Raw genomic sequence first — 22,690 nt, forward strand, 5'->3', positions numbered from 1 at the left:
CTGTTGGCCGAACCAGACGCCCTGCTGCTGGATGAGCTCTTCTCCCGCCTCGACAAGCCGCTGCGGGCCGCCTTTCGCCAGCTGGTGTTCGCACAGATCAAAACGCTGGCCATTCCCGCCATTCTGGTGACCCACGACGAAGAAGACGCGCCGGGCACCATACTCCACCTCACCGAATCCTGTTTTTGACCGAGGAGTTCACCTTGTTTGATCGCCACCTGATCCCCGTGATCCGCAGCCCCCTCACCCAGCTTGCCAAGCCGCTCTGCCGCGCCGGGATCAGCGCCAATCAGGTGAGCCTCACCGGCTTTGCCATCGGCATGCTGGCGCTGCCGCTGCTGGCCTTTGATTGCTATCAATGGGCGCTCGCGGCCATCCTGCTCAACCGCTTGCTGGACGGGCTCGACGGCGCCGTAGCGCGGGAGACCGGCATCACCGACTGCGGCGGCTTTCTCGACATCACCCTCGATTTCATCTTCTACGCCGCCGTGGTGCTGGGCTTTGCCCTCGCCGCCCCCGCCAATGCCCTGCCCGCCGCCACCCTGCTGTTTGCCTTTATGGGCACAGGGTCGAGCTTTCTGGCGTTTGCCATCATGGCGGGCAAGCGGGGGATCGAAAATCCGGTCTATCACCACAAGTCCCTCTACTATCTGGGCGGCCTCACCGAGGGGAGTGAAACCATCACCCTCTTTGTGCTGATGTGCCTGTGGCCCGCCGCCTTCGCCCCCCTCGCCTACGGCTTTGCCCTACTCTGCCTGTTCACTACGCTGACCCGGCTCTGGAGCGGTTATCACACCCTGCGTCACCCCCAGCGTCACACCCTGCGCTAAACAGCGCAGCCCTCACCGGAGGGCTAATCCATCACACGATGAATTGGCGGCCAACAAGGCGCACGGAACACTTGCACGCGGATGACAATGTTTTACCATGACGGCACTTTTTTCAGTCTCTTTGAGAACCCTATGCGTCGCCTTGCCTCTCTTCTCACTCTGTCGTTATTCCCCCTGCTCGGTGGCTGCAGCAGCGCCCCGGCCCCCAAGCCGGTGGTCATCCCCCAGCCCAACAGCGCCTTTATCAATCAGGCGCCATCGAGTAAACCCGTTTACACACAAGGGGTTAGCAAAGGGGATTTCGCCAATCGCCCCAATGTGGACAGGTTCGTCCAGAAGATGGTCGAGAAGCACGGTTTTGATAACGCACAACTGCATCAGGTGCTGGCACAGGCAGAGCGTTATGACTGGATCATCCGGCTGATGGATGCCCAGGCGCCGACCACCGCCAAGCCCACCGGCCCGACCGGTGCCTGGAACCGCTATCGCGCCAAGTTCATCACCCCCGACAACGTGCAAAACGGCGTCAACTTCTGGCGTGAATACGCCAGCGAGCTGAACCGGGCAGAACAGATCTACGGGGTACCGCCGGAGATCATCGTCGGCATTATCGGGGTGGAGACCCGCTGGGGCCGGGTGATGGGCAAGACCCGTATTCTGGATGCACTGGCCACCCTGGCGTTTGATTACCCGCGCCGCGCCGAGTTCTTCACCAGCGAGCTGGAAGCCTTCCTGGTGATGACCCGCGACGAGGGGATGGATCCTGCAGAGCCCAAAGGCTCCTACGCCGGAGCCATGGGTTATGGCCAGTTTATGCCCTCCAGCTTCCAGCGCTATGCGGTGGACTTTGACGGCAACGGCCACACCAACCTGTGGGATCCGGTGGATGCCATCGGCAGCGTCGCCAACTACTTCAAGGCCCACGGCTGGGAGAAAGGCCAACCGGTGGCGGTGCGCGGTCAGGGCCAACTGCCCGGCTACGAGCACGGCTTCCAGACCCGCTACCCGGTCGCCACCTTGCGCAGCGCCGGTTTGACCCCCACCAGCAACCTGGGCAACCACAGCGAGTCGAGCCTGCTGCGCCTCGATGTGGGCACCGGCTACCAATACTGGTACGGCCTGCCCAACTTCTACGCCATCACCCGCTACAACCACAGCACCCACTACGCCATGGCGGTGTGGCAGCTGGGGCTGGCGGTGAAGGCGGCGCGCTGACAACTCGCTGGCATAAAACAGACAATGAAAAAGGAGCCATCATGGCTCCTTTTTTATATCCAACGTTCAACCCCATCAGGGGCTCAAGGATGACTACCTGATTTAGACGCCGGCCTTGGCCAGCGCAGCGGAGACGATCTGCTGGGCTTCCTGCTGGATGAGGTCGAGGTGCGCGTCGCCCTTGAAGCTCTCCATGTAGATCTTGTAGATGGACTCGGTGCCGGAGGGGCGCGCCGCAAACCAGCCGTTCTCGGTCACCACCTTGAGGCCGCCGATGGCGGCATCGTTGCCCGGCGCCTTGGTCAGCTTGGCGATGATGGGCTCACCGGCGAGCGTTGAGGCTTCCACCAGTGCCGGATCCAGCTTGGAGAGCACCGCTTTCTGGGCACTGTTGGCCGGGGCGTCGATACGACGATAGCTGGAGCGGCCAAACTTGGCTTCCAGTGCGTCGTAGTGGGCTTGCGGATCCTTGCCGGTCACCGCCAGAATTTCCGCCGCCAGCAGCGCCAGAATGAAACCATCCTTGTCGGTGGTCCAGACGGTGCCATCTTTGCGCAGGAAGGAGGCGCCCGCGCTCTCCTCGCCGCCAAAGCCGAACTCGCCGCTGTAGAGGCCATCCACGAACCACTTGAAGCCGACCGGCACCTCTTTCAGAGTGCGGCCAATCTCGCCGGCCACCCGGTCGATCATGGAAGATGAGACCAGCGTCTTGCCGACGGCCGCATCGGCAGACCAGCCAGTGCGATGGGTAAACAGATACTGGATCGCCACCGCCAGATAGTGGTTCGGGTTCATCAGGCCGGACTTGGTGACGATACCGTGACGGTCGTAGTCAGGGTCGTTGCCAAGGGCGATGTCGAACTTGTCTTTGAGGGCAATCAGGCTCGCCATGGCGAACGGGCTGGAGCAATCCATCCGGATCTTGCCGTCTTTATCCAGGGTCATGAAGGAGAAGGTCGGGTCGACCTTGTAGTTCACCACTTCGATGTTCAGGCCATAGGTCTTGGCGATGACGTCCCAGTAGGCAACGCCGGAGCCGCCCAGCGGATCGACACCGATCTTGATGCCCGCGTTCTTGATGGCATCCATGTCCAGCACGTTCTTCAGATCATCCACATAGGGGGTGACATAGTCGTGCTCGACCACGAACGGGCTCTTGAGCGCCTCGGCGAACGGCATCCGTTTCACGCCGGCCAGACCCGCTTCCAGAATCGCGTTGGCACGGTCCTCGACCCACTTGGTGATCTCCCCTTCGGCGGGGCCACCGTGAGGCGGGTTGTACTTGAAGCCACCATCTTCCGGCGGGTTGTGGGACGGAGTGATCACCACGCCGTCAGCACGGGCAGCCGGTTTGCCTGCATTGTGGCGCAGGATGGCGTGAGAGATGACCGGGGTCGGGGTAAAGCCGAGGCCAGCCTGAATGCGGGTTTCAACGCCGTTGGCGGCCAGCACTTCGACTGCGCTGGCAAAGGCGGATTCGGACAGGGCGTGGGTATCCATACCGACAAACAGCGGGCCAGTGATGCCGGCCTGCTGGCGATACTCCACCAGCGCCTGGGTCACCGCCAGGATATGGGATTCGGTGAAGGCGTTGTGCAGGGCGCTGCCACGGTGGCCGGAGGTACCAAAGGCAACCCGCTGCTCGGGGCGGCTCATGTCCGGCTTGTTGAGGTAGTAGGCGCTGACCAGACGGGGGATGTTGGTCAGATCGCTTAAACGGGCCGGTTGACCGGCGTGGGAATGCTGAGCCATGGCGTTTTCCTTGCGTAATGGCGGCCTTGCCGGGCAAGGCCTGAGTCTTGAAGAATCGTTAAATTGCGCCACACACTTGCGCGATCACCTCTTCGCCATAGCCCATGCTGGCCATCAGCTGGGCCACCATGTTCTGCTTGCGGCTGGTGTTGGTGTTGGTGATCACCCAGAACGGGGTCTCCGGTACCGGCTTGGGCTTGGTGGTGCTGCCACTGGCACGCAGAGCCTCGGGATCCTGCGAGAAATAGACGCGCTTGCGCCCCTTGATTTCGGTGGCCTGGGTAAAGCCTTCCGGGTTATCCCGGTAGAGGGTACTCAGCACCTGCATGAAGCGGTTGATGGACTTCTCTTCCTTTTGCAGCTCACCGGAATCGAGCAGGGCTTGCAGCCCTTGTAGGGTGGCTACCGTACTGGGCTGCGCGACGGCAGCTGGCTCGGCAACCGGCACACCTTGGTGAGCAGGCTGTTCCAGCAGACGGCGCAGGATATCGGAGGCACTCTCACCAATGTGCCGGGTCTGGCTGGCGATATAGAAGTAGAGATCGTCATCAAGCTCGATGGTTTTCATAGGGATGCGCTGGACTCGTCGAAATTCGGATGCGGCGATTATACATAGGCAAACCCGACAGCCCAAGCAAGGGGCTGGCAGATGTACATGAATCTCATCGAGAATACGGCATAATAGCGGGCCAAGTGTGTGATCAGCCGCACTGATAGCCGATCCGGACGGGATTTTTTAGAAAAAAAACCACATAAAATCCCTATCCATTGGACGAAATCCTTTTCTTTCCAGTGCGTTAAATAAAACAGCAATACGCACTCACGACCGACAAGGTGTCATTTTGCAACAAAACAGCATATTGAACTTCAAGGAGCAGGGTCAGGGCCCGGCGGTCATTCTGATCCACGGCCTGTTTGGCAGCCTCGACAACCTCGGCCTGCTGGCCCGTGCCCTCTGCGAGCACTTTCGGGTCATCAGCGTCGATCTGCGCAACCACGGCGCCTCCTTTCATAGCAGTGAGATGAGCTATCCGGCGCAAGCGACCGATATCCTGACCCTGATGGATCGGCTGAATATTGCCGAAGCGACCCTGATTGGCCACTCGATGGGTGGCAAGGTGGCGATGCAGGTCGCCAAGCTGGCGCCCGCGCGGGTGACCAAGCTGGTGGTGGCCGACATGACCCCGGTCGCCTATCCCCACTCCCGCCACCAGAATGTGTTCGCCGGACTCAACGCCACACTGCGCACGCCGCCGCAAAGCCGCAGTGAAGCGGAAGCCATGCTGGCGCAGCACATCGACATCGCCGGGGTGCGCCAGTTTCTGCTCAAATCCTTCGCCAGAGGCGAGCATGGCTGGGGTTGGCGCTTCAATGTGCCCGCCCTTGAGCAAAACTACGCCAACATCATGGGCTGGCCAGAGGATGAGCATCGCTTCGAGGGGCCTGTGCTCTTTATCAAAGGCGGGGATTCTGACTATATGCAGCCCCAATACAGCGAGACGGCACTGGCCCAATTCCCGGCGGCAAAGGTGCGTGTCATCGCGGGTACCGGCCACTGGCTGCATGCGGAAAAACCGGCTCTGTTCAACAAATTGGTTGTGGATTTCCTGTCGACAGGCGGTTAACAGTTTCAAATCCTTTGTGATATAGTGCGCCGGTCATAAGGAGTGTGCGCAATCCATGCTAAGTGAACATATCGACCTGATCGAAAGTTTGGGCCTCAAGTTATTCTTTGTGGCCATTTTCATATTGATTGGCCTGGCCATTCAGGACGTGCTCAAGCGCGGCAACGTGCCCCGTTTCGGTCGTTTTATCGTCTGGTTGGTACTGTTTCTGGGTTGTGCGGGTTTTGTCGCCAAGGGGCTGATCGAACTGGGCTGGGAAGGCTCAGGACTCGGCTAACTTATTTTCATCTGTGATGTATGGCCAAACAGCAAACTGATCGAACAACACTGGATCTGTTCGCAAATGAGAAGCGCCCCGGCAGGCCAAAGACCAATCCACTCCCCCGCGAGACCCAGCTCAAGATCAACAAGCGTAACCAGCTTAAGCGCGATCGGGAAAATGGGCTGAAGCGGGTAGAGTTAAAGGTGGAGGCCGAGTTGCTGGAGCGCCTGAACCAACTTGCGTTACAACAGAACATCAGCCGAGCCGAGCTGATCCAATCTATCCTGAAACAACAGATTGAGTCCGCCTTTGCGGTGGACATTGCAGTCTGAGCGTTGAGCATTAACACCAAATACGGGTAACTAAACACTATGGCAAGTGTAGGTCTGTTTTTTGGCAGCGATACCGGTAACACCGAAGCTGTCGCCAAGATGATCCAGAAAGAGCTGGGCAAAAACCTGATTGAAGTCCGTGACATCGCCAAGAGCAGCAAGGCCGACATCGAGAGCTTTGATCTGCTGATGTTCGGCATCCCGACTTGGTACTACGGCGAAGCCCAGGCCGACTGGGACGACTTCTTCCCCGATCTGGGCGAAATCGACTTCACCAACAAGCTGGTCGCCATCTTCGGTTGCGGTGATCAGGAAGACTATTCCGAGTACTTCCTCGACGCCATGGGCACCCTGCGCGACATCGTCGAAGCAAAAGGCGCCATCATCATCGGTCACTGGCCGACTGCCGGCTACGAGTTCGAAGCCTCCAAGGCACTGGTCGATGACAAGCACTTTGTCGGTCTGGGTATCGATGAAGATCGCCAGCCGGAGCTGACCGCCGAGCGCGTCAAGGGCTGGTGCAAGCAGCTGCACGAAGAGATGTGCCTGGGCGAGCTGGAGTAATCCGCTTCCCCTCATACCTCTGACAACAAGGGCCCCGACGGGGCCCTTGTTGTATCTGCAAGTGGCGATGCCTGCCTTTATTCTTCCCTGTTATTCACCTCTGTGCTCCGGTTTGGCTCGCACATAGAGGGTGCGCTTGACCTGCGCCACCAGCTCGCCGCTCTTGTCCTGTACCGTCACCTCGAATTCGGGGAAGTGCTTGTTGCCACCTTCGGTCGCCGCCACGATTTCGGCCAGCTTGCCCTCGGTCAGGTTGAACTCGGCCACCAGCTTGCCCTTGCCCGGCTTGATGTAGTTGATGCTGCCCGCCTTGTCCCAGACGTAGTAGCGATTCTTGAAGTAGCCCATCAGCATCAGCGGATAGATGGGGTCAGTCATGGCAAACATGCTGCCACCAAACTGGGTGCGGTTGGCGTTCTTGTTCCACCAGCGGGATTTGAGGGTCACCCGGCAGTAGCGAAAGTCATCGCTCAGGGTCTCTATCTTGATACCGGCGCCCCAGAAAGGGGGCCAGGCATTGAGTGCGCGGCGCACCCAGGCCGCATTGTCAAAAAGCCAATCCATGGATCTCATCCGACCAGAAATATGAAAGTTACATCTTATCAACATCTGCCATGCCAGCAAGTCGGACGACACGATTGATTATTTCAATCCAACCGGCCATTTATGGCTAAACCCCTTGAATTGCTGGGTTTATTTTTAGGGAGGCTACGACCTATAATGACAGGCCAAGCGAGTTCAAGGTTGCCATTCCTGCGGCAGTCCATCAGAATAACCCCACCTTCGAGAATGCGAATAAGTAGAATATGGCAGACAACAACCAAGCGTTAAAAAAGGCCGGGCTCAAGATCACCTTGCCCCGGGTCAAAATCCTGGAAATCCTGCAACAGCCGGACTGCCAGCACACCAGCGCCGAAGATCTCTATAAACGACTGATCGACCTGGGTGAAGAGATTGGTCTCGCTACCGTCTATCGCGTTCTCAACCAGTTTGATGATGCCGGTATCGTTACCCGTCACCACTTCGAAGGTGGCAAGTCGGTATTCGAGCTGGCCACTCAGGAGCACCACGACCACCTGGTTTGCCTCGACTGCGGCAAGGTGATCGAGTTCTCCGACGAAGTGATCGAACAGCGTCAGCGCGAGATCGCCAAGAAATTCAATATCCGTCTCACCAACCACAGCCTCTACCTCTACGGTCACTGTGCAACAGGTGAGTGCAAGCACGACGAATAAGTCGCCCGCGACTTGCAGATAACGGACAATAAAAAGCCAGCTGATGCTGGCTTTTTTATTGTCCGTGTCCCGTCCTGAATATGGTTTACACCTTTCCCCCCAATAAATGGAGAACCCGATGGGACAAGGTGTGAAACGGACACAGCGCGATTACTCGCTGACTTTTAAACTGGCACTGGTCGAGCAGATTGAAAAAGGCGAGCTCACCTACAAACAGGCTCAGGTGCGTTATGGCATTCAGGGCCGCTCCACTGTTCTGGTATGGTTGCGTAAACATGGTCGGCAAGATTGGAGCCAGGGGGCTTCTGTGCGTGCCGGCAGGAGCATCACCATGCCTGACCCTGACAACCAGACGCCCGAACAGCGCATCAAGGAACTCGAGCAGCAGCTGGCGCTGATGAGTCAGAAGGCCCAGTTCTTTGAGGCCGTCGTCGATGTACTGAAGAATGACTACGGCGCCTCCATCGTAAAAAAGCGACCCGGCAAGTCCTCTCGCAGCGGCAAGTCGAGAGGCTGACCATTGTCAGGGCTTGCCTGTTTCTGGGGATAAGCCGGCAGGCCTACTACAAGCGCAATCGGGTCGCCGACGAGCGCCATGCACAGGGATTGCAGGTGGTGCGCTTCGTGCGTCAGGTTCGACTGCGACAACCTCGGGTGGGCACCCGCAAGCTGCATTATCTGCTGCAGGGTCAGGATGATGGCGGGCTCAAGGTCGGGCGTGACAGGCTGTTTCGGATATTGGCCGAGCACCGTCTGCTGGTGCCGCCCAGGCGGGCGTATCACAAGACTACCCACAGTTTTCACCGTTTCTACCGCCATCCCAACTTGCTCAAGGCGGGGCCAGAGCAGGTCACACCGGTGGCCCCGGAGCAGGTCACACCGGTGGCCCCGGAGCAGGTCTGGGTCGCAGATATCACCTATCTGCCAGCCAGGAGCGGGCCGCTGTACCTGAGTCTGGTGACGGATGCGTACTCACGCAAGATAGTGGGCCATCACGTGCACGAAGGGATGCATGCCGAATCGGTGGCGATGGCGTTCAAGAAAGCACTGAAGCAACGGCGTGGCGGCGGTGAACTCATCCATCACTCGGACCGCGGCGTGCAGTATTGCTCTGTGCTGTATCAGTCATTACATGAACGGTACGGGGTGAAATGCTCGATGACGGATGGGTATGACTGTTATCAGAATGCGTTGGCGGAGCGGGTGAATGGGATTTTGAAAGGAGAGTTATTGTTGCAAAGCCCGCAGGATTTGACGCAAGCGCGGGAAATGGTGCGTGAAGCAGTGGATATTTACAACGCGGAGCGGCCGCATCATGCGTTGAAATACAGAACCCCCGATGTGGTACATAGGGGGTTCTGAGTAGAGAAATGCTAGCTGAAAATGTGTAAACCTATTTCAGGACTAGACACCGGCGCAGGCCGTTGGCAGCACACAGGGCAGGGTCTCCCCTGCCCCATCGGCTTAGCCTTCGACTTTGCCCCAAGAGTCGCGCAGGGCAACGGTGCGGTTGAACACCAGATGCTCCGGGCTGGAGAGCTTGTTGTCGGCGCAGAAGTAACCTTCACGCTCGAACTGGTAAGCCTGCTCCGGCTTGGCGTTCTTCAGGGATGCCTCGACACGGGCACCCTCGATGATCACCAGGGATTCCGGATTCAGGGCGGCTTCGAAGTCATCCTCGGCGCCCGGGTTCGGCACCTTGAACAGACGGTCGTAGAGACGCACTTCCGCTGGCAGGGAGTGAGTGGCGCTGACCCAGTGGATCACTCCTTTCACCTTGCGGCCATCGGCCGGATCCTTGCCCAGAGTCTCGGGATCGTAGGAGCAGTAGATGCAGGTGACCTTGCCATCGGCATCTTTCTCGATGCGCTCGGCCTTGATCACATAGGCATTGCGCAGACGCACTTCCTTGCCCAGCACCAGACGCTTGAACTGCTTGTTCGCCTCTTCTTTGAAGTCCGCTTCGTCGATGAAAATTTCGCGGGTAAAGTTCAGCTCACGGGTACCCATCTCGGCATTGCTCGGGTGGGCCGGGGCAGTCAGCACTTCGTCGGCAGCCAGGTTTTCGATGACCACTTTCACCGGATGCAACACGGCCATAGCGCGCGGGGCATGCTCGTTGAGGTCTTCACGGATGCAGGCTTCCAGCATGCTCATCTCGACGATGTTGTCCTGCTTGGTCACGCCGATGCGCTTGCAGAACTCGCGGATGGAGGCCGGAGTGTAGCCGCGACGACGCAGACCGGAGACGGTCAGCATGCGCGGGTCATCCCAACCATCGACGTGCTTCTCGGTCACCAGCAGGTTCAGCTTGCGCTTGGACATGACGGTGTATTCGAGATTCAGACGAGAGAACTCGTACTGACGGGGGTGGCAGTCGATGGTGATGTTGTCCAGCACCCAGTCGTACAGACGACGGTTGTCCTGGAACTCCAGAGTACAGATGGAGTGGGTGATCCCTTCCAGCGCGTCCGAAATGCAGTGGGTGAAGTCATACATCGGGTAGATGCACCACTTGTCACCGGTCTGGTGGTGGTGGGCAAATTTGATGCGGTAGATAACCGGATCACGCATCACCATGAAGGGGGATGCCATGTCGATCTTGGCGCGCAGGCAGGCAGTGCCTTCGGCGAACTCGCCGTTCTTCATCTTGGCAAACAGCGCCAGGTTCTCTTCCACGCTGCGATCGCGGAACGGGCTGTTCTTGCCGGCTTCAGTCAGGGTGCCACGGTACTCGCGCATCTGCTCGGGCGTCAGCTCGTCCACATAGGCCAGACCCTTTTCAATCAGCTCGATGGCGTAGCCGTGTAGCTTGTCGAAATAGTCGGAGGAGTAGCAGATCTCGCCGTTCCACTGGAAGCCGAGCCACTGTACGTCCTGCTTGATGGACTCTACGTACTCGATATCTTCCTTCACCGGGTTGGTGTCATCGAAACGCAGGTTGCACTGGCCCTGATAGTCGCGGGCGATGCCGAAGTTCAGGCAGATGGACTTGGCGTGGCCGATATGGAGATAACCGTTCGGCTCGGGCGGAAAACGGGTATGCACGCTGCTGTGCTTACCGCTGGCCAGATCTTCATCAATGATCTGACGAATAAAGTTAGTTGGGCTGTTCGCCTGACTCATGGCTCACCTCAAAAAAGCGTCACTGGCGGAAGTTGTGCCGGCTGGCACCCTCATCCCCCCGCCGTCAAGCCGGGTATGATCCCTTATTACGGGCGCTGTCTCAACCTGAATTTGGCACTTCCGGGCCATTTCCCGGCCATTGCGCCGCTAAAAACGGCGTGGCTTGGCACATTGCACCCCAAATGCATAAAAAAACCCCGCACGAGGCGGGGCTGAAAGTGATGAAAAACACAAAACAGACAATTACACACAACAAAGGCTCACACGCACAGTCAACCTTTCCCAAACCCGATGCGCCATCGCCCTTGGGAAAGGCGGGTCTTGCGACCCACCTCATGTTAACGGTTGACTGCTATCAGTTCAGTTCGGTGACGCGGCTGGTGCGTTTGCCATCGAAGCTGGTGGTACGCAGGTAGACCTTGCCGTTCACGCTCGGCTTGGCCGCGGCGTCATAGGCACTCCAGTTGGTACCGTCCAGGCTGTACTGGATGGGCAGACCCGGCAGATCCACGTTCGCTTCCAGCACACCGTTCACTACCTTGGCACCCGGTACGGAGAGGCGGTATTCAACACCGGCCTGATCCAGTTTCGGCAGCACGCGCTGACCCAGTACGTTGGCAAACTGGTTCCACTCTTTGTTGAGGGTGGCCTTGTTGACATGCTTGGTCTCGCCGGAGAACTCGCGGTTCTTCACGTAATCCAGCTCGAAGCCGCCTTTGTGCCAGGCACGCTCGGCCACGGAGAAAATACGCGGGTAGACCATGTACTCGTACTGAGCATCGGTACGCACGGTTTCACTCCACTGCTGACCGGAGATCCCCTTGAACTTGACCGGATCCTGGTCACCCTTGGCCACGAAGGCGTTGCCGTCGCGGTCAACCGAGGTTTCGGCGTTCTGCGGCAGGTTTTCCGGGGCGAAGGCGAACACCTTGCGAGTGTCGTTGAAACGGGTTGCCCAGTAGTAGCCACGCTCGGCCGGGTGTACTTCGTTCGGGAAGTCGAAGTAGAGGTAATCCGGGTTGGACAGCACCACTTGGTAACCCTTGTGGGCCCACTTCATCGCTTCGTTGAAGCCACCCCAGTAGAGGGTTTCCCAGAAGTTGACACGGGTGTTGTCGGTGGCGAAGTCCTTGGCACCGCTGGCGTACTTCAGACCATCTTCCCACGCCTGCAGGGTAGAGAAGCCGCGGTCTTTGACCATCTGGCCCACTTCCTTGGCGAAGTAAACCGGCAGCTCGCCCACTTCCTTGATCTTGCCTTCGTCGATCATCTTCTGGCACATCGGGGACTTGCCAAACGGCTTGTCCTGCTTGCTGGAGTCGACGTTGCCTTTCCAGGCGACCAGCTCTTCTTTCTTGGTGACGGCCGGATCCTGATAGCCACCGCCCTGCATGATGTTCTTAGCCTCATCACCACCGTAGTGCCATGCGGTCAGTGGCTGACCGGCGGCCTGGTGCATGTGGGCAACTTCATCCATTACCTTGGCCACGAAGGTGGCAGCACCCGGCTGGCAAGGGTTGATGAAGGACATCTTGTCGTAGAACTGGACCGAGGTGACGTTGGAGGTGTCAGCCGGGTCAGTCAGACGGAACTGGTTGGCTTCCGCTTCTTTGCCTTCCGCCATCAGACGCTTATAGCGCGCTTCCATGGAGACCACGGCAGCACGAGCGTGGGCCGGCATGTTGATCTCGGGGATCACGGTCACACCGCGGGCCTTGGCATAACGCACCAGATCCACGTAGTCAGACTTGCTGTAGAAACCAGAACCCTGGTTGTCGCTGGTCGGGCCGGAACCCAGTTGCGGCATCAGGCACTTGGTTTCGGACTCGTCGTGGCAACGCTGGCTACCGACCTGAGTCAGCTCCGGCAGACCCGGGATCTCCAGACGCCAGCCTTCATCGTTGGTCAGGCCAAGGTGCAGCACGTTGAGCTTCATGGCAGACATCTGGTCAACCAGCTTCTTCATGGTATCCAGACTGCGGAAGTGGCGGGCCACGTCGGTCTGCATGCCACGGTATTCAAAGCGCGGCGCATCCTCGACGGTCATCGGGCTCACCAGCTTGTCATCAACACCCAGCAGGGAGATCAGGGATTGTGCCCCCCAGAATGCCCCGTCGATGTCGCGACCCTGGATCACGGTGCCCTTCTGACCGATGGTCATGTCATAGCCTTCAGCCTGCTTGAGCTTGCTGCCGAGCTTGATGGTGACCGGGTAGCCGGTGTCGGAGAGGGTAACACCCAGCTTGGTCAGTTGAGCCTTCAAGGCCTCGGCGCGATCGCTCGGCAAGTCCAGGGCATTGAGTTTGATGGTAGAGAAGTCAACCTGCGGGCCAGCTTTGACTACCTGCTTCATCGGGGTCGGCAGGATCTGGTTGTCAATCTTGCCAGCCGGCAGCAGGGTGCTGGTCTGGTTGGCCGCGAAGCGGGTCTCGCTGTTCATCAGGATGTTCTTGTCATCCTTGGTGCGCTTCCAGCCATCGGCCGGCATCGGCTTCTCGTAGGTGCTGGCATCATTGATGTTGCTCATGCTGGCCAGTACTTTCGGCTCGGCACCTTCGCTGGCGACATACCAGTTCGGCATGATGTCAGATTCGAACAGTACCCAGTATTCCACCACCAACGGCACTTCGACCGTGGCATCCTTGGCAAAGCCCTGGAACTTCTCGGTTGGCGTCAAACGATAGAGATCGCCGGTCAGGTGAGTGATGGTGAACTGGTCGTTATCCACACGCTGGATACGACGGATGGAGGAGACGTAGATGCTCCAGTCTTTGGAGGTCACGTCCGCACCGGTATTGGTCAGGTGCAGCTTGGCAACGCCACAGCTCGCCCACTCGGAACCCAGCGCCTGGCAATCGAGGCCGGCACCGGCACCGTCGTTGGTGACCACTTCATACTTGACCACCAGGTTGTTGGCGAGGGAGTCGACCACGGCCTGCTTGGCGGCATCGGCTGCCTGGACCTGGCTGACAAAAACGGTAGACATGGCAATGGCTAACAGAGAATGTTTCAAGTTCATAACTGCTGCTCTCATTTGAAGTAAAGGTTGGATTTTCTTGGCTTTTTTATATGGGGCCCCTGAGCGGGGCCCTTAGTTATGTCAACAATGGACTTAGACTTGAGGTGAGCGAGTCGCTCGATTAACGCAGGGCTTTCATCTCACCGGCGATGATTTCGGCCAATGGGCCCAGAATCACCTGCAGGTTCTGCTCACCGAGTTTGACCACACCGGCCGCACCCAGGGCTTTCAGCTTGCGCTCATCGACGATGCTGCGGTCTTTCAAAGTCAGACGCAGACGGGTGATGCAGGCATCGATGGAGACCAGGTTCTCTTGACCACCCAGTACTTCCAGGTATTGCTTGGCCAGCTCGGTACGGTTGGTAGATTGAGCGGCAGCCGGAGCACTATCTTCGTCATCTTCACGACCCGGGGTTTTCAGGTTCAGCTTGGCAATCACTACGCGGAACACGGTGTAGTAGAGGCCGAAGAAGACCAGACCCTGAGGGATCAGCATGTACCAGTTGGTCGCCAGCGGGTTACGGCTGGAGAGCACCATATCCACCAGACCGGCACTGAAACCGAAACCGGCCATCCACTGCATGGAGGCAGCGATGAACACGGAGATACCGGTCAGTACGGCGTGGATGACATACAGTACCGGTGCCACGAACATGAAGGAGAACTCGAGCGGCTCGGTTACACCAGTGAAGAAGGAGGCAAAGGCAGCTGCGATCATGATGGAGGCAACTTTCTCTTTGTTCTCTTTCTTGGCGGAGTGGTAGATGGCCAGCGCGGCACCCGGCAGACCGAACATCATGATGGGGAAGAAGCCAGCCTGGTACATACCGACCACGCCTTTCACCTGATCCAGGCTCTTGCCAGCGGCCAGAGCGGCATCGATGGTAGCCTGACCACCCAGGAAGTTCGGGATGTCGTTGATACCGGCCACGTTGAACCAGAACACGGAGTTCAGGGCGTGGTGCAGACCGATCGGGATCAGCAGACGGTTGAAGAAGGCATAGATACCGGCACCGGTAGAGCCAAGGCTCACGATGGACTCACCGAAGGAGACCAGACCACCGTAGATTGCCGGCCATACGGCCATCAGGATGAAGGATACGACGATCATCACCACGGAGGTTACGATCGGTACCAGACGACGACCGGAGAAGAAGGAGAGTGCCTTGTGCAGCTCGACGCTGCTGAAGCGGTTGTACAGCTCAGCGGCGATAACACCACACAGGATACCCACGAACTGGTTGCTGATCTTGGCAAACGCGGCAGGAACCTGCTCCACCGGGATGCTCTTGATCTGGGCCACAGCGCCCGGGCTCAGCAGGGTGGTAACGACCAGGAAGCCGACCAGACCTGCCAGAGCAGCAGAACCGTCTTTATCCTTGGACATACCGTAGGCGACACCGACTGCGAACAGTACGGACATGTTATCGATAATGGCTGCGCCCGCTTTAATCAGGAAGGCAGCCAGCGCACTGTCACCACCCCAACCATTCGGGTCAATCCAGTAGCCAACCCCCATCAGGATCGCTGCGGCAGGCAATACCGCTACCGGCACCATCAGGGCACGGCCGATCTTTTGCAAATAACCGAGAATGTTCACGGTTCCTCTCCTTAGTTAATGTTTTTCTAGAAATTAAGTGCTTATCACGTTTGACGCATAAGCCATCAAGGCTTGATTGGCAGTCTAGGGCTTTTATTTCGCTGCGCAAATTAATAAACCGATAATCGTGATCATTATCACCCAAACAAGATAAAGGTGATGGATAGATGTGGCTTAGTTCGCAATCTTTATTTACGCTATAAAACAACTTGAATCCGTCTTAGCCAATTGCCACCGCCAAACCGGTCGCAACCCGACACAGAGGTATCCCATATGCGCCTGATCCCGTTGAAATCTGCCAGCCAAGTAGGCCTGTGGTCTGCTCGTTACATCGTTGACCGCATCAACGCGTTCAAGCCGACCAGCGATCGCCCTTTCGTACTGGGCCTGCCCACCGGTGGCACCCCGCTCAACACCTACAAGCGCCTGATCGAGTTGCACAAAGCCGGTGAAGTGAGCTTCCAGAACGTGGTCACCTTCAACATGGACGAGTACGTCGGCCTGCCGGAAGATCACCCGGAGAGCTACCACAGCTTCATGCACAACAACTTCTTCAGTCACATCGACATTCGTCCCGAGAACATCAACATCCTCAACGGCAATGCCGAGGATCTGGTGGCCGAGTGCAAGCGCTATGAAGACAAGATCAAGTCCTACGGCAAGATCCACCTGTTCATGGGTGGCGTGGGTAACGACGGCCACATCGCGTTCAACGAACCGGCCTCTTCCCTCTCCTCCCGCACCCGGGTCAAGACCCTGACCGAAGATACCCGTATCGCCAACTCCCGCTTCTTCGGCGGCGACATGGAGCAGGTGCCCAAGCTGGCCCTGACCGTGGGTGTCGGCACCCTGATGGATGCGGAAGAGATCATGATCCTGGTCACCGGTCACGGCAAGGCACTGGCCCTGCAGGCCGCCGTGGAAGGCAGCGTCAACCACATGTGGACCATCTCCACCCTGCAACTGCATCCTAAGGGAATGATGGTGTGCGACGAGCCCTCCACCATGGAGCTCAAGGTCAAGACCGTTCGCTACTTCCAGCAGCTGGAAGCCGCCAACATCGGCCGTCTGTAAGGAGTCGTCATGTACGCATTGACCAACTGCACCCTCTACACCGGCAGCTGCGTGCTGACCGGCTACGGGGTGCTTATCGAGGGCGACAAGATTGTCGCCATCTCTCACCTGGCCGAACTGCCTGCGGGTATCGAGCAGATTGACCTCAAAGGCGCCAACCTGACCGCCGGTTTTATCGATGTGCAGCTCAACGGCTGTGGCGGGGTAATGTTCAACACCGAGATCACGGTCGAGACCCTGGCAACCATGCAGGCGGCCAACCTCAAATCCGGTACCACCAGCTTCCTGCCGACCCTGATCACCAGTCCGGATGCGGACATGAAGCAGGCCGTTGCGGTGACCCGTGACTACATGGCTGCACACCCCAACGAGGTGCTGGGCGTCCATCTGGAAGGGCCTTACACCAACCTCAAGCGCAAGGGGATCCACCCTGCCGCGCAAATTCGCCAGCCAGCAGACGAGATGATCGACTTCTTCTGCGCCAACGCGGATGCCATCACCAAAATCACCCTGGCTCCGGAGCGCAACGAGCCGGCCCATATCCGCCGTCTGGTGGAAGCGGGCATTCTGGTCTCGGCCGGTCACACTGCCGCCAGTTACGATCAGGCCATGGCCGGGTTCGATAACGGTATTCGCTTTGCGACCCACCTCTACAACGCCATGACCCCGACCCTCAACGGTCGCGAGCCGGGCGTCGTGGGCGCCATCTATGATCGCAAGGATGTCTACGCGGGCATCATCGTCGATGGCCACCATGTGCACTGGGCCAACGTGCGTCTGGCTCACAAGGCGCTGGGGGAGCGACTGGTGCTGGTCACCGATGCCACCGCAGCAGCCGGAGCGCCGGAAGGCTTTGAGAAATTTGATTTTTGTGGCACCACCGTCTTTTTACGCGATGGTCAGTGTGTCGACGAGAATGGTACACTCGGCGGTTCCTCCCTCACCATGATTGAGGGGGTGGAAAATCTGGTCAAGCAGGTCGGATTACCGCTCGATGAAGCACTGAGAATGGCCAGCCTCTACCCCGCTCGCGCCATTGGATGGGACTCACGTCTCGGTAGTATCCAGGTCGGTAAAGTAGCCAACCTCACTGTCTTCGATCAGGACTTCACGGTCCGTGGGACCGTGGTTAACGGACACTACACACAACAGTGACATCATGACTGGCGGACAAATAGCAAACGTAGATCTTATCAAGCAGGTCAACAGTGCAGCCGTGTATCGGCTCATCGACCTGCAAGGCCCCATCTCCCGGGTCAAGATTGCCGAGTTGAGTCAGCTGGCCCCGGCCAGCGTGACCAAAATAACCCGGCAACTGATCGAGCATGGCCTGATCAAGGAGACCTCTCCGCAAGCCTCAACCGGCGGGCGGCGTGCCATCTCCCTGACCACCATCAAACATCGCTTTCAGTTTGTCTCTGCCAAGCTGGGCCGCGGCTACCTGCAACTGAGTCTCTATGACCTCGATGGCAAGGAGCTCGACCAGCACGTCATTCAGGTGACCGAGATCGACCAGCAACCCGTGGTCGACATGCTGCTGCGGGAGATTGGCGCCTTTATCGATGCCAACCGCGAACGCTGTCGCAACCTCATCAGCATCGCGCTGACCATGCCGGGTCTGGTCAACCCGGAATCCGGTATGGTCATCTACACCCCCAAGTACCAGATCCGCAATCTGGGACTGGCGAAGCTGCTTGAGAACCACTTCAACCTCCCCTGCTACGTGGGCAACGACACCCGCTCGCTGGCACTGGCCGAACACTTCTTCGGCGAGTCCCGCGACTGCATGGACTCCATTCTGGTGAGTGTTCACCAGGGGACGGGCTCGGGGATCATCACCAAGGGTCAGGTGTTCCTCGGTCAGAACCGCAACGTCGGCGAGATCGGCCATATCCAGGTCGAACCGCTCGGCAAGCGTTGCCACTGCGGCAACTTCGGCTGCCTCGAGACCATCGCCTCCAACGAAGCGATCATCGACAAGGTGAAGGAGCTCATCAGCCGCGGTCACCAGAGCGCGCTGCAAGAGAAGCACATCACCATTCAGGAGGTGTGCAAGGCGGCGCTGGCGGGCGATGAACTGGCCCGCAGCGTGATCGAGAACGTGGGTGAGCATCTGGGACGGGCGGTGGCCATCACGGTCAACCTGTTCAACCCGCAGAAGGTGCTGATCGCCGGTGAAATCACCGCCGCCGAAGAGATCCTCTTCCCGGCTATCCGTCGCTGTGTCGAGCATCAATCCCTGCCGAGCTTCCACCGTGGCCTGCCCATTGTGAAAGCCCGCTTCCAGAACCAGCCGACCTATGGCGGCTTTGCACTGGTCAAGCGCGCTCTGCTGGAGGGGGATCTGCTGCAGATCATCATGGAGCAGAAGTAAGGCTCTGATCTTGCGAGATAACAAAACGGCAGCCAGTGGCTGCCGTTTTCTATTGTGTGCTTGCTGGCGGTTTATCCCGCCCGACATGGCTTGAACAGATCCAGCTTGTTGTCGTAAACACGGGTCTGTACATCCATGATCCCCAGCATGGAGTGGAACAGGTTATCGTGGGAGAAGCGCTGACTGCTCGCCTCCGCTGCCAGGCAACCCATATCAAGCTGGCGATCAGCCTGTAACTGAGGCGAGAACCAGGTCAGCAGCGGCACCCGGGTCTGATCATCCGGCGCAAACTTGTATGGCGTGCCGTGCAGATAGAGCCCCATGGCCCCGAGGGATTCACCGTGATCGGAGAGATAGACCAGTCCCACATCGTACTGGCTCTCCAGCGACTTGAGCTTGTCGATCAGTTGCCCCACCACCTTGTCGGTGTAGCGGATGGTGTTGTCATAGGTGTTGACCAGCTCTTCGTTGCTGCAGTTTTCGATGTCGCTGCGCGGGCAGTCCGGCATAAAGGCGCGCTCGCTGGCAGGGTAACGACGGAAATAGGTCGGGCCATGGCTGCCCATCAGATGAAAGGCCACCAGCTTGTTGCCCTTCATGCCTGCAATCTGTTGATCCAGCCCCTCCAGCAGCACCTCGTCATAGCAAGACTCCCCCTGACAGAGCGCAGGATAGGATTTGGGAAGGATCTCGATGGTCGGCACATTGCGGCACACCCCTTTGCAGCCGCCATCGTTCTCTTTCCACAACACCGAGACTCCGGCATGTTGCAGCACATCGAGCAGGCCGTCACGGGAGCTGGCAAGCTGGTCATCGTAGCCACGGCGCGTGAGGTTGGAGAACATGCAGGGCACCGACACCGCAGTAGCCGTACCGCAGGAGCGCACATCCCTGAACGACACCACTCCCTGCTCTTTGGCCGTAAAGCTGTTGGTAGCCTTGCCATACCCGTTAAGGGAGTAGTTCTGGCTGCGCGCCGTCTCCCCCACCACCAGGAACATCAAAGTCGGCTTGCTTCCCCGTGCCACCACCCTGGCATCGGTCCCCAAATGCTGGTAGGGGATCGGCGTGGCAAACAGCACATCCCGCCCATATTTGTAGAGGCCGTGCACATAGTTGGCGGGCACAATCTCTTTGGCCAGCGACTTGTTGTTGCGCCCGACCGAGGCGTAATCCTGATAGTAAAGTGACGCGACGCCTCCGATAAACAGCAGAGAGATAGCCAGTGTACTAGCCCGCCACGCCAACCCCTGATACCAGCGAGCCGGATAGCGGATCCGCAGTGACCAGAGCACCAGAACAGGCAACAGCCCGGTCAGTAGAAACCAGAGCGCAACCGAGCCATTCAAATAGGCCCCCGCCTCACCACTGTTGGTCTCCACTATGTTCTGGATCATGCCTGCATCAAAGATGACGCCGTATTTGAGCATGGCGTAGCTTACGATGGAGCCAGTCAGAATGAGCACGGTAAAAAAGGGCTTGAGCACAAACCGGAACGTGAAGGGAATAAATACGGCATTGAGCGCCGCGATCAGCACCAGCGGGATCGAGATGGCAAATCCGGCTTTGACATGAGTCAGGGTGCTAAGCACCGTATAGAAATGCAAAAAGATTGGCCAGTTCAGTACCAGGGCGAAAAAGAGCACCAGCAACAGATTGGTCTGCAGTACACCGAGAGTTACACGCATAAACAACTCCTACATACCGGCCTGCAGTGCAGCGGGCCGGCCAAGCCAACAAAAACGACGGGGCCAGCGTAGGAAGTAAAACTTAAGCGCGAATTAAGAGTAGAAGCACGGCGCTCGTGCGCCCCATCACAGCACGGGGCGCTCCGCTGCCCCGAAATGGATTTTTAGTTGTCTATCCATCGGATTTTGCTAGCTTGTTGAGTAGGCATTCACGAAATGCAGGTTAACCGATGGCACTGATCCAAGCCTCGATAGAGCAATTGAGAGTAGGCCACTATATCCATCTCCCCACGGGATGGACCAACCACCCGTTTATGTTCAATACCTTCAAGATCAAGGATCAGCAGCAACTCGACATTCTCCGTCATCTTGATCTCACCCTGCTGATGGTCGACCCCGACAAGAGCGATCTGCCCATCGAGCCGCTGCTGCGCGGCGATATCCCGGATGCCGGGCCTGATCTTGATGAACTGGAAGAGCTGATTGCCTCGGGCCCGCCCCCCTTTGACGAGAAAGCCTTTCGCCGCTCCATGCGCGCCGCTGACAAAGCCTTTGGCCAGTCCATGAGCGAGCTGCGTGATGCACTCGGGGCGCTGAACCTCAAACCGGATGAGGGACTGGCCAACACCGCCCAGATCGTCCGCAATGCCGCCTTCACCCTCAGTCAGCATGAAGGGCCTCTCGGGCTCCACCTTATTCGCAGCCCCCACACCGATATCCTGCTACAACACAGCCTCAACGTGGCTTTCATTGCCATGCTGATGGCACGCGAATTGGGGATGAATCCCATCGAACTGGAGGAGGCCGGGCTTGCGGGACTTATCCACGACATCGGCGAGCTGAAAATCCCGAGCCAGATCACCCAGAAGCGCGGGGATCTCAGCAAGGCCGAGCAGAACTTCCTCAATATGCATCCCCAGTACGGGCTGGAGATGCTGACCCAGCTCAACGCCTTTGAACCGAAAATCCGTCAGGTCGCCCATCTGCACCACGAGCGGCTCGATGGCAGCGGTTATCCGCAGGGGATCAAGGGCGGGGAGATCCCGCCGCTGGCGCGGTTGATCGGGCTGGTCGACTTCTACGACGAGCTGCTCCATCCCCGCAACAGCGGCAACCCGGCCGCGCCGAGTCAGGCCATAAGCCAGCTCTACAAGTTATCCCAGAAGAAGTTCGACCAGAATCTGGTCAAGTTGCTGGTCAAGGTGCTGGGGGTCTATCCGCCGGGATCACTGGTGAAACTCTCCGACGAGAGCATCGCGCTGGTGCTCTCTACCGAACCCACCATGCCCCTCAAGCCGAAGATCCTGCCCTATATCAAGGCCCAGCGGCCGGAAGCCGTCGCCATGATCGATCTGCGGGAAGATGAACGCACCATCACTGCCTTTATCAAACAGGAAGAGCTGGATGAGGGACAACGGCAGTTCTTCAACCTGACCCGCCGCTTCTGCTACTACTTTGCATTCTGAGTTATCCCCAGAAGCTGGGGATAACTCATTGGACAAACCGGAATAATTGCTCAAACTCCCATCAGAAGGTTGCCAACTGACCATGTATAAAAAACGCCCAGCCAAGGGGCCGGGCGGAGCATGCCACCTCCGTGTGGCGTATCCAGCGGATACATTCATGCTCCATCCATCAATATCAACCCGCTGCCGCTTACACAAATATCAATTTAACATGCTGATTTAATATGGTTTTATCAACTTGTTCTGGCAAACTGACGGCCCGTTGCAGCCCTTTTGGCCAACAGAACAAGATCCTGATCACACTTATTCACGGGCTGATTATTTTTTCGCCCGACTTATGAGGAACGTTTTTTATGCAGTTGGTCCTCTCCTTGCTGCAACAGATGAGCGTCAGCCTGGTGATCGCCTATCTCTTCTCGAAAAGCCCGCTGCTGCGCCCGCTCGCCAACTATTCGGTGAGGCTGCCTCACAAGATACTGATATACATCATATTTTCCAGCTTTTGCATCCTGGGCACCTATGTGGGCC

Annotated in this window: 19 protein-coding genes and 2 pseudogenes; 14 read left to right on the forward strand and 7 right to left on the reverse strand. The window is 58.1% G+C overall.

Annotated elements, in window-relative coordinates; all coding sequences use genetic code 11:
- The 3 genes and pseudogenes from AACS18_RS09530 to mltB all read left to right on the forward strand — a co-directional run.
- A pseudogene (locus AACS18_RS09530) lies at positions 1-189 on the forward strand (ATP-binding cassette domain-containing protein); the annotation flags it as partial.
- A 14-nt stretch (positions 190-203) separates the two neighbouring features.
- Entirely contained in the window at positions 204-830 is a 627-nt protein-coding gene (locus AACS18_RS09535) for a CDP-alcohol phosphatidyltransferase family protein (RefSeq protein WP_108612218.1), read from the forward strand.
- Positions 831-962: 132 nt separating this feature from the next.
- Positions 963-2,045, forward strand: a complete 1,083-nt coding sequence (mltB, locus tag AACS18_RS09540) for a lytic murein transglycosylase B (protein ID WP_108612225.1) — start codon at positions 963-965, stop codon at positions 2,043-2,045.
- 102 nt (positions 2,046-2,147) lie between these two features.
- On the opposite strand, the gene pgm is transcribed toward mltB, so the two are convergent.
- Entirely contained in the window at positions 2,148-3,797 is a 1,650-nt protein-coding gene (gene pgm / locus AACS18_RS09545; protein WP_042080241.1) for a phosphoglucomutase (alpha-D-glucose-1,6-bisphosphate-dependent), read from the reverse strand.
- A gap of 58 nt (positions 3,798-3,855) precedes the next feature.
- Positions 3,856-4,365: a replication initiation negative regulator SeqA gene (seqA, locus tag AACS18_RS09550; RefSeq protein WP_181363252.1), complete on the reverse strand. Its 510-nt coding sequence runs from the start codon at positions 4,363-4,365 to the stop codon at positions 3,856-3,858.
- 274 nt (positions 4,366-4,639) lie between these two features.
- Between seqA and AACS18_RS09555 the strand changes: the two genes are divergently transcribed.
- Genes AACS18_RS09555 through fldA form a run of 4 tightly spaced genes read left to right on the forward strand, consistent with a single transcriptional unit; the run spans position 4,640 to position 6,580 of the window.
- Positions 4,640-5,422, forward strand: a complete 783-nt coding sequence (locus AACS18_RS09555) for an alpha/beta fold hydrolase (protein ID WP_258228691.1) — start codon at positions 4,640-4,642, stop codon at positions 5,420-5,422.
- A 55-nt stretch (positions 5,423-5,477) separates the two neighbouring features.
- Positions 5,478-5,699, forward strand: a complete 222-nt coding sequence (locus AACS18_RS09560; protein ID WP_005334296.1) for a DUF2788 domain-containing protein — start codon at positions 5,478-5,480, stop codon at positions 5,697-5,699.
- A 20-nt stretch (positions 5,700-5,719) separates the two neighbouring features.
- On the forward strand, positions 5,720-6,016 hold the full coding sequence (ybfE, locus tag AACS18_RS09565) for a LexA regulated protein (protein ID WP_005334297.1): 297 nt from the start codon (positions 5,720-5,722) through the stop codon (positions 6,014-6,016).
- 39 nt (positions 6,017-6,055) lie between these two features.
- A complete protein-coding gene (fldA, locus tag AACS18_RS09570) occupies positions 6,056-6,580 on the forward strand; it encodes a flavodoxin FldA (protein WP_005334298.1) in 525 nt (174 codons plus the stop codon).
- A 90-nt stretch (positions 6,581-6,670) separates the two neighbouring features.
- On the opposite strand, the gene AACS18_RS09575 is transcribed toward fldA, so the two are convergent.
- Complete coding sequence (locus tag AACS18_RS09575) at positions 6,671-7,144, reverse strand: DUF4442 domain-containing protein (RefSeq protein ID WP_005334300.1); 474 nt, start codon at positions 7,142-7,144, stop codon at positions 6,671-6,673.
- A 242-nt stretch (positions 7,145-7,386) separates the two neighbouring features.
- Here AACS18_RS09575 and fur point away from each other — a divergent pair, with 242 nt between their 5' ends.
- Positions 7,387-7,815 (forward strand): ferric iron uptake transcriptional regulator, encoded by a 429-nt coding sequence (fur, locus tag AACS18_RS09580; protein ID WP_005334301.1) that lies wholly within the window; start codon positions 7,387-7,389, stop codon positions 7,813-7,815.
- A 118-nt stretch (positions 7,816-7,933) separates the two neighbouring features.
- Positions 7,934-9,177, forward strand: a protein-coding gene (locus AACS18_RS09585; protein ID WP_108612220.1) for an IS3 family transposase whose coding sequence is annotated in 2 segments (ribosomal slippage) — positions 7,934-8,282 and positions 8,282-9,177 — 1,245 coding nt in all. Because the reading frame shifts where the segments join, the coding sequence is not laid out codon by codon here.
- A gap of 102 nt (positions 9,178-9,279) precedes the next feature.
- Here the strand turns inward: AACS18_RS09585 and glnS are convergent.
- The 3 genes from glnS to nagE form a co-directional block, all read right to left on the reverse strand.
- Positions 9,280-10,941 (reverse strand): glutamine--tRNA ligase, encoded by a 1,662-nt coding sequence (glnS, locus tag AACS18_RS09590; protein WP_005334302.1) that lies wholly within the window; start codon positions 10,939-10,941, stop codon positions 9,280-9,282.
- A gap of 355 nt (positions 10,942-11,296) precedes the next feature.
- Positions 11,297-13,960, reverse strand: a complete 2,664-nt coding sequence (locus AACS18_RS09595) for a beta-N-acetylhexosaminidase (protein ID WP_108612221.1) — start codon at positions 13,958-13,960, stop codon at positions 11,297-11,299.
- A gap of 121 nt (positions 13,961-14,081) precedes the next feature.
- Positions 14,082-15,560, reverse strand: a complete 1,479-nt coding sequence (gene nagE, locus AACS18_RS09600) for an N-acetylglucosamine-specific PTS transporter subunit IIBC (protein ID WP_108612222.1) — start codon at positions 15,558-15,560, stop codon at positions 14,082-14,084.
- Between the two features lie 273 nt (positions 15,561-15,833).
- On the opposite strand from nagE, the gene nagB reads away from it, so the two are divergent.
- From nagB to nagC, 3 genes are read left to right on the forward strand one after another with little or no spacing between them, the layout of a single operon-like run.
- Positions 15,834-16,634, forward strand: a complete 801-nt coding sequence (nagB, locus tag AACS18_RS09605) for a glucosamine-6-phosphate deaminase (RefSeq protein ID WP_005334308.1) — start codon at positions 15,834-15,836, stop codon at positions 16,632-16,634.
- Between the two features lie 9 nt (positions 16,635-16,643).
- Complete coding sequence (gene nagA, locus AACS18_RS09610; RefSeq protein ID WP_064336859.1) at positions 16,644-17,789, forward strand: N-acetylglucosamine-6-phosphate deacetylase; 1,146 nt, start codon at positions 16,644-16,646, stop codon at positions 17,787-17,789.
- A 4-nt stretch (positions 17,790-17,793) separates the two neighbouring features.
- Complete coding sequence (gene nagC, locus AACS18_RS09615; protein WP_005334312.1) at positions 17,794-19,008, forward strand: DNA-binding transcriptional regulator NagC; 1,215 nt, start codon at positions 17,794-17,796, stop codon at positions 19,006-19,008.
- 71 nt (positions 19,009-19,079) lie between these two features.
- Here the strand turns inward: nagC and AACS18_RS09620 are convergent, their stop codons facing one another.
- Positions 19,080-20,696 carry a phosphoethanolamine transferase gene (locus AACS18_RS09620; protein WP_108612223.1) on the reverse strand — a complete coding sequence of 539 codons (1,617 nt, stop codon included), beginning with the start codon at positions 20,694-20,696 and terminating at the stop codon, positions 19,080-19,082.
- A gap of 230 nt (positions 20,697-20,926) precedes the next feature.
- Between AACS18_RS09620 and AACS18_RS09625 the strand changes: the two genes are divergently transcribed.
- Both AACS18_RS09625 and AACS18_RS09630 read left to right on the forward strand, forming a co-directional pair.
- Positions 20,927-22,162, forward strand: coding sequence for an HD-GYP domain-containing protein (locus AACS18_RS09625; protein ID WP_108612224.1), 1,236 nt, complete (start codon positions 20,927-20,929; stop codon positions 22,160-22,162).
- A gap of 353 nt (positions 22,163-22,515) precedes the next feature.
- Positions 22,516-22,690 (forward strand): annotated as a pseudogene (locus tag AACS18_RS09630) (sensor histidine kinase); the annotation flags it as partial.

Source organism: Aeromonas sp. HMWF015 (assembly GCF_963878965.1).
Lineage (GTDB): Bacteria > Pseudomonadota > Gammaproteobacteria > Enterobacterales > Aeromonadaceae > Aeromonas > Aeromonas veronii.

Bases quoted from the DNA above. Each gene is read 5' to 3' on its own strand.
- nagC (WP_005334312.1), top strand. From the start codon at position 17,794: ATGACTGGCGGACAAATAGCAAACGTAGATCTTATCAAGCAGGTCAAC.
- nagA (WP_064336859.1), top strand. From the start codon at position 16,644: ATGTACGCATTGACCAACTGCACCCTCTACACCGGCAGCTGCGTGCTG.
- ybfE (WP_005334297.1), top strand. From the start codon at position 5,720: ATGGCCAAACAGCAAACTGATCGAACAACACTGGATCTGTTCGCAAAT.
- seqA (WP_181363252.1), bottom strand. From the start codon at position 4,365: ATGAAAACCATCGAGCTTGATGACGATCTCTACTTCTATATCGCCAGC.
- AACS18_RS09595 (WP_108612221.1), bottom strand. From the start codon at position 13,960: ATGAACTTGAAACATTCTCTGTTAGCCATTGCCATGTCTACCGTTTTT.
- fldA (WP_005334298.1), top strand. From the start codon at position 6,056: ATGGCAAGTGTAGGTCTGTTTTTTGGCAGCGATACCGGTAACACCGAA.
- fur (WP_005334301.1), top strand. From the start codon at position 7,387: ATGGCAGACAACAACCAAGCGTTAAAAAAGGCCGGGCTCAAGATCACC.
- AACS18_RS09575 (WP_005334300.1), bottom strand. From the start codon at position 7,144: ATGGATTGGCTTTTTGACAATGCGGCCTGGGTGCGCCGCGCACTCAAT.
- AACS18_RS09620 (WP_108612223.1), bottom strand. From the start codon at position 20,696: ATGCGTGTAACTCTCGGTGTACTGCAGACCAATCTGTTGCTGGTGCTC.
- mltB (WP_108612225.1), top strand. From the start codon at position 963: ATGCGTCGCCTTGCCTCTCTTCTCACTCTGTCGTTATTCCCCCTGCTC.
- glnS (WP_005334302.1), bottom strand. From the start codon at position 10,941: ATGAGTCAGGCGAACAGCCCAACTAACTTTATTCGTCAGATCATTGAT.
- pgm (WP_042080241.1), bottom strand. From the start codon at position 3,797: ATGGCTCAGCATTCCCACGCCGGTCAACCGGCCCGTTTAAGCGATCTG.
- AACS18_RS09625 (WP_108612224.1), top strand. From the start codon at position 20,927: ATGGCACTGATCCAAGCCTCGATAGAGCAATTGAGAGTAGGCCACTAT.
- nagB (WP_005334308.1), top strand. From the start codon at position 15,834: ATGCGCCTGATCCCGTTGAAATCTGCCAGCCAAGTAGGCCTGTGGTCT.
- AACS18_RS09560 (WP_005334296.1), top strand. From the start codon at position 5,478: ATGCTAAGTGAACATATCGACCTGATCGAAAGTTTGGGCCTCAAGTTA.